Genomic DNA, 1,268 nt, shown 5'->3' on the forward strand with positions numbered 1-1,268 from the left:
TGGTGTTGCCGGTAAAAGTCAGGCTCAGCCCCGTCACCGCCGACTCAATAAAGATGGCGGCAGAGCCGGCACCCACATCCTGGGCCGTAGGTCTGATCAGCTGATCTGAGATGTCGGGGACAGCTTCGTAGCCCAAGAAGATGTTGTTGGTTTCCACCCGGAGGTTGATGCCCGCGTTGTCGCCGGCAATGCGGATGCCTGCCGAGCTGCCCGCGCCAGCCACAAACAGGTTGGAGCGGGTAACCGTCAAGTTCTTGGAGGTGGCGCCGGCAGCCGCTGAGCCAAAGCCGATCGCCACCCCGCGCGAGGCCGGAGGGGTCACGGTGGGGAAGAGGACTATATCTACGCCGGTAACGGTGACTTCGGTGGCGTCTTCGGCGTTGATGCCGTACTCAATGGACGCCAAGGAGCGGGTGTTGAGGATGGAGAAGTTCTCCAGGACGACGCCGGAAGCGTTGTTCGTCACCTGAACCGGCGCACCGGTAGCCCCACCTACCACGACGGCATCGCCCACATCGCCGCTTGCGCCGCGCACCGTGACGTTGCTGCGGTTGATCACAATGTTCTGGCGGTAAACACCCCGCCCCAGAACCAGGGTGAGAGGCCGAGTGCGATCGGAAGTCTCAATAATCCGGTTAATGTCGGTCTCAGGCGTAACGTTAATCGTGCCTGCCGGCGCCGGAGTTGGCGTGGGAGTTGGCGACGGGGGAGCCGGGGGAGCTGGCGGCGGTGGGGGCGGCACGGGCACCGCAGGGCCAGCGCTGTCCTCGCCGCAGCCCGTCAGGATCACAGGCACAAGTACCACGGCAGACGCTAAAGTCAGAGAACCAAGTGACTTCAGCAGCCACTTCTGCATTGTTCCGTTCATTTTTCTCCTCTTAACCAAAAAAGTAGGGTTCGGCTGAACACTTCCCTCAACTTACCCGATCAACTGGCCCAAAGCAACTGATGAAGCTAGGGGCTTGCCGTTCGGTTGGGAGACGCATACGCGCTTGTTTCAGCGCTTGCTCTGGTTACTCCGTAAATCATACAGGCAGATCTGGCCAGGTTGGCAAGTCTTGCCCTTTTTTTCCAAGAGAAGTTGGGATCCCTGGGGATACAGCGCAGTCTGGGGGGGGCGGGTGGGATCCTTGCTGGGCAGGGGGTTGACGCTTCGCCCCCAAAAAACCGGAAGATCTGCCTACTTTCTCCGAAAAATGGTGCTCGCTCCGGGGCAGAAGGGTGGCAGGATGAGGAGTGGATGTTTTTTCTGGAGACCCAACCAGGAT

1 protein-coding gene is annotated in these 1,268 nt (G+C 60.3%); it reads right to left on the reverse strand.

Annotation, left to right across the window (positions count from 1 at the left end):
* On the reverse strand, positions 1 to 805 hold an 805-nt coding region (locus NW858_RS02780; RefSeq protein ID WP_414519692.1), incomplete at its 3' end, for a hypothetical protein.
* Positions 806 to 1,268: the final 463 nt, after the last annotated feature.

Source organism: Synechococcus sp. H55.10 (assembly GCF_047502715.1).
Classification (GTDB): domain Bacteria; phylum Cyanobacteriota; class Cyanobacteriia; order Thermostichales; family Thermostichaceae; genus Thermostichus.